At 72.3% G+C, this 4,708-nt stretch carries 4 protein-coding genes; 2 read left to right on the top strand and 2 right to left on the bottom strand.

Annotation, left to right across the window (positions count from 1 at the left end; all coding sequences use genetic code 11):
- Positions 1–148 precede the first annotated feature (148 nt).
- Positions 149–979, top strand: coding sequence for a PhzF family phenazine biosynthesis protein (locus tag AC2CJA_RS24290; RefSeq protein ID WP_484604822.1), 831 nt, complete (start codon positions 149–151; stop codon positions 977–979).
- Positions 980–1,029: 50 nt separating this feature from the next.
- Here the strand turns inward: AC2CJA_RS24290 and AC2CJA_RS24285 are convergent, their stop codons facing one another.
- Complete coding sequence (locus AC2CJA_RS24285; protein WP_484604821.1) at positions 1,030–1,869, bottom strand: CPBP family intramembrane glutamic endopeptidase; 840 nt, start codon at positions 1,867–1,869, stop codon at positions 1,030–1,032.
- Positions 1,870–2,036: 167 nt separating this feature from the next.
- On the bottom strand, positions 2,037–3,533 hold the full coding sequence (locus tag AC2CJA_RS24280) for a glutamate-cysteine ligase family protein (RefSeq protein WP_484604820.1): 1,497 nt from the start codon (positions 3,531–3,533) through the stop codon (positions 2,037–2,039).
- A gap of 538 nt (positions 3,534–4,071) precedes the next feature.
- On the opposite strand from AC2CJA_RS24280, the gene AC2CJA_RS24275 reads away from it, so the two are divergent.
- Positions 4,072–4,662 (top strand): hypothetical protein, encoded by a 591-nt coding sequence (locus tag AC2CJA_RS24275; RefSeq protein ID WP_484604819.1) that lies wholly within the window; start codon positions 4,072–4,074, stop codon positions 4,660–4,662.
- The last annotated feature ends 46 nt before the right edge of the window (positions 4,663–4,708 follow it).

Here is a 4,708-nt window from a genome sequence, read left to right as displayed (position 1 = left end):
CGGCACCACGGCGCCGCACCACCGCGCGCCGCGTCCTGGCGCGTGCCCGCACACCGCCCGGTCAGTCCTCACCGCCAGGGCTCCTTCCGGGCCACCCGGCCGCCATTGGCCGTGGCCGGCACCGCCCGGGCCTTCTACGCTGCCGATCATGAGGATTCGTATCGTCGACGCCTTCGCCAGTCGGCCCTTCACGGGCAACCCCGCCGCCGTCGTGCTCCTGGACTCCGGGCCGTTCCCCGGTGACGACCGGCTCCAGAGACTCGCCGCCGAGGTCAACCTCTCCGAGACCGCCTACGCCCGCCCGCTGCCCGAGAGTTCCGAGGCCGACTGGGCGCTGCGCTGGTTCACCCCCGTCACCGAGGTGAACCTCTGCGGCCACGCCACGCTCGCCACCGCCCATGTGCTGCGCTCCACCGGCGCGGCAGTCGGCGCCATCCGGTTCGCCACCCGCAGCGGCATCCTCACCGCCGAGACGGCCGCCGACGGATCGATCACCCTGGACCTCCCCACCGCCCCGCTCACCGAACTGCCCGCGGGCGAGGATGTCCGCGCGGCCCTGGGCGCCGATGTGCTCTCCGCCCACGACACCGGTCCCGACACCGGCGATCTGCTGGTCGAGCTGGCCGACGAGAAGACCGTGCGCACCCTGACCCCCGATCTCGCCGCCGTGGCGCGGCTGAGCCATCGCGGTGTCATCGTCACCGCCCAGGCCTCGGGTGACGGCGGAGGCCTGGGCGGGTACGACTACGTGTCGCGCTTCTTCGGCCCGGCCGTCGGGATCGACGAGGACCCGGTCACCGGCAGCGCCCACACCGCGCTCGCGCCTCTGTGGTCGGGCCGACTGGGCCGGGATTCCCTCACCGGTCTCCAGGTGTCGGCCCGCACCGGCCTGGTGCGCACCACCGTGCGCGGCGACCGCACCCTGCTGACGGGCGGTGCCGTGACCGTCATCGACGGGGAACTGCTGGCCGGACCGTGATCCGGTGCGCTCACCGCCGCACCACCGGACGGGGCGGGCCGGGTGGGCCGTCAGCCCGTGGGCAGCCAGCCCACCCGGCCCGCCAGCAGCGCGTACCCGACGAACGCCACGATGTCGATCAGGGCGTGCGCGGCGACCAGCGGCCCGACCCGCCCCCATCGGCGGTACAGCCACACGAAGATCACGCCCATCACCACGTTGCCGACGAACCCGCCGATCCCCTGGTAGAGGTGGTACGTCCCGCGCAGCAGCGAACCGGCCGCCAGCGCCGCCGCCGGGCTCCAGCCCAGCTGGTCGAGCCTGCGCAGCAGGTAGCCGACGACGATGACCTCCTCGACCACGGAGTTCTGGATCGCCGAGGCGATCAGCACCGGGATCTTCCACCACACGTCCGGCAGCGACTCGGGCACCACCGTGAGGTTGAAGCCACTCGCCCGCGCGCCCAGGTAGAGCAGCAGACCGCTGCCTCCGATACCCGCCGCCACCACCGTGCCCCGGCCCAGGTCGGACCAGGGGCGGCGCAGGTCGAAGCCGATCGCGCCCAGCCCCGGTCCGCCTCCGGCTCCGCCCGCGGACCCTTCCGGTCCCTCACGTGTCAGGAGGTGGGCGACGAGCAGGACCGGCACCAGGGCGGTGGCGATGCCGAACAGCTGCCAGGCCAGGTCCAGCCAGGGCCGGTCGGGGGCGTACGAGCCGTTGAGCCGGGCCGCCTGGTCCTTCAGGCCGCCCGGCCTGGTCAGCGACCCGACGAAGCTGATGAGCGCCGACAGGGCGCTCGCCCCCAGCGACAGCGCCAGCACCAGCAGCGTCTCGCGGCCCAGTGTCCGCCGCGCCGGTGTACCGCCTCCGCCCCCCGGTCCCCGCTCCCGTCCGTGTTCCTCGTCGCGCACGCCCGCTCGCACCCGCGCCTCCCGCTTCGCCGTTCGTCCGTTCCGTACCTGGAACGACACAGCTTGCCCCACCGCTCCCGCCGCCGGACGGCAGGCCGGACAGGGGCGGAGGGAACGGGACCGGGGGTGGGCCGGAGCAGCCGGAAACGCTCCGTGTCCACCGGGGGCTACGGACCGGCCGGCCAGCCGTGCACGGGCTCCCCGGTGCGCACCAGTTCGCAGTAGCGCCGCACCGTCGCCGCCAGCGCCTTCTCCCGGTCCAGTCCGCTCTCCAGCGCCCGGTGGTAGGCGTCGGCCTGCCAGGAGGCCCCGTTGACCCGGCGGCGGCAGCGCTCCTCGACGACCGACAGGTAGCGGTCCCGGTCGCCGGGTTCGATGCCCCAGACGTCCAGGCCCCGGGCGGCCATCGGCAGCAGCTCTTCCAGCACCAGCCGGTCGACGGGCACGGCCGACAGCGCCCCGCCGCGGCCGGGGCGGGGCCACCACAACCTGGCGTCCATGCCGTGGCGGCAGGCGGCGTCGAAGTTCTCGGCGGCGGCGGAGAACGGCATCCGGCTCCACACCGGGCGCGGGTCGTCGGCCAGCGCGCGCACCAGGCCGTAGTAGAGGGCGGTGTTGGCCAGCACGTCGGTGACGGTGGGGCCGGCGGGCAGCACCCGATTCTCCACGCGCAGGTGCGGCACCCCGTCGGCGACGCCGTACACGGGCCGGTTCCAGCGGTAGACCGTACCGTTGAGCAGCGTCATCTCGGCCAGTGAGGGGACACCGCCGGCGTCCAGCACCTCCAGCGGTTCCTCGTCCGCACAGACGGGCAGCAGCGGCGGGAAGTAGCGACTGTTCTCCTCGAACAGCTCGTAGGCCGAGGAGATCCACCGTTCGCCGAACCAGGTCCGCGGCCGCACCCCCTGCATGATCAGCTCCGGCTGCCTGGTGTCGGTGGCCTGGAGGAAGAGCGGGGGGCGGGACTCACGCCACAGCTCACGGCCGAAGAGGAAGGGCGAGTTGGCGCCCACGGCGACCTGGACCGCGGAGACGGCCTGGGCGGCGTTCCACACATCGGCGAAACGGCCGGGGGTGACCTGGAGGTGGAGCTGCACGGAGGTGCAGGCGGCCTCCGGCGCGATGGAGGACGACACGTACCTCAGGTGCTCCACACCCTCGATGTCCAGGACGACCTCCTCACCGCGGGCGGTCATGATCTGGTCGTCCAGCAGGGTGTAGCGGTCCGCGGCGGTGAGGTTCGCCGACACCAGGTCGTCTCCCGTGAGGGTCGGCAGAATACCGATCATCACAATGCGTGCGTCGACCTCTGCGGCTTTGCGATCCGCATAGGCCAGACCGGTGCGCAGCTCCTCGGCGAGCTGGTCCAGCACTCGCCCGGAGAGCCTGTGCGGAAGGATGTTCACCTCAAGATTGAACTGTCCCAATTCCGTCTGGAAATCCCGGCTCGCAATGCGCTCCAGCACCTGCGCGTTCATCATCCGGGGCATCCCCTGGGCATCCGCGAGGTTCAGCTCGATCTCCAGTCCCATGAGATCGCGGGGGCGGTCGAAACGCTGCTCCTCCAGCAGCCGCCGCAGCCCTTGGAGACACCGTTGGTGCTTGTCCCGGTACCGTCGGCGATCGGACAGGGCGAACCCGCCGGCCTCGACCTTCTCGCCCATCGATGCGTCCCTCCTCCAGTGGACCGTGACCGGATGATGCCCCGCGGATGCGAGAGATAACGCCCCGTGCGACAGTGAGGGTTCGGTAAGCTGGACTCAGGCTTTCGCGGGGCACATTCCCGTGTCATACGTCGGAGATACGCCACCGAACTCGGCTCGTTGACATCCGCCCCCGACGCCGGACCCGCGGACCCCGTCCGCGGGGAATGGCGAACGGATACGGACGACCGCGCAGTCAGCCACTTTCCAGGTCAGCTGTCGCCCATACCAGGACTCGCAGATGAAACACCGCCGAAAAATGTCCGGATGTGCTCTTGCCGGTAACATGCGGGACAGCTAGCCGAAACACCTCCTGAACAACCTTCGTATAAACTCCATGAAAGCGGCTGAGACGCGACCCGATGGCGGGCGCGCATCCGCCGTCTCTTCTTCTCACGGTTTCCTTCCGGGCCTTCCTCACGGCCCTTCCGTACGCCGACAGCGCCGTCCGCGCCAGCAGCTGAGCACCACCGTGTCTCCGATCGAGAGGCGACCCACCATGCCCCTGCGTGTCCAACCGGCCCCAGCACCCGCTCTGCGCAGTGTGCACGCGGCCCTCGGTTCCCCCGCCGGCCTCCGGGGCGACGCCGTCCCTCCCGGCCTCCGGGCCCGGACGGGACCGGTGTACCCGGACCTCTCCCTGCCGCTCCACGTGCTGAGCGGGATCACCGCATCCGCGGGGCCGCCCCGCACCAGGCTGGCGGGCTGGCGCTTCCTGCTGCGGGACTCGCACGGCGTGGTGGGCGCCGCCGATACGATGCTCACCGCGGACGGCTGGACGTTCTCCCACTTCTGCGAGGGGCCGTTCGTCGCCTCGGCCGAGGCCGCCCTGAGCCGCGCCGAGACGCTGCCCGCGGCCTACCAGCCGCGTCTGCTGTCAGTACCGGAGCTCTACATGCTGACGCTGTGGCTGCACGGCGGCGCGGAGGCCGACGCCGCCGACGGCTCGCCCGCCCCGGCGGATCTGCTGGTGCCACTCGCCCCGGCCCCACCGGGTATCGCGGCGCACCGGCCGCACCGCGTCGACGGCCTGCTGCCCCTGCTGACCAGGCGGCTGGCGCCCCCGCCCCTGCTGGGCACGCCCGCCTGACCCGCGGCGACACGGCCCCGAGGGGGCGGAAGCGACAGTGGTGCCC

The sequence above is a fragment of the Streptomyces sp. ATLC9 genome, assembly GCF_057196705.1.
The sequence above is the reverse complement of the archived record's forward strand: the minus strand, read 5'-3'. Positions and strand labels throughout refer to the sequence as shown.

Bases quoted from the DNA above. Each gene is read 5' to 3' on its own strand.
- AC2CJA_RS24275 (WP_484604819.1), top strand. From the start codon at position 4,072: ATGCCCCTGCGTGTCCAACCGGCCCCAGCACCCGCTCTGCGCAGTGTG.
- AC2CJA_RS24280 (WP_484604820.1), bottom strand. From the start codon at position 3,533: ATGGGCGAGAAGGTCGAGGCCGGCGGGTTCGCCCTGTCCGATCGCCGA.
- AC2CJA_RS24290 (WP_484604822.1), top strand. From the start codon at position 149: ATGAGGATTCGTATCGTCGACGCCTTCGCCAGTCGGCCCTTCACGGGC.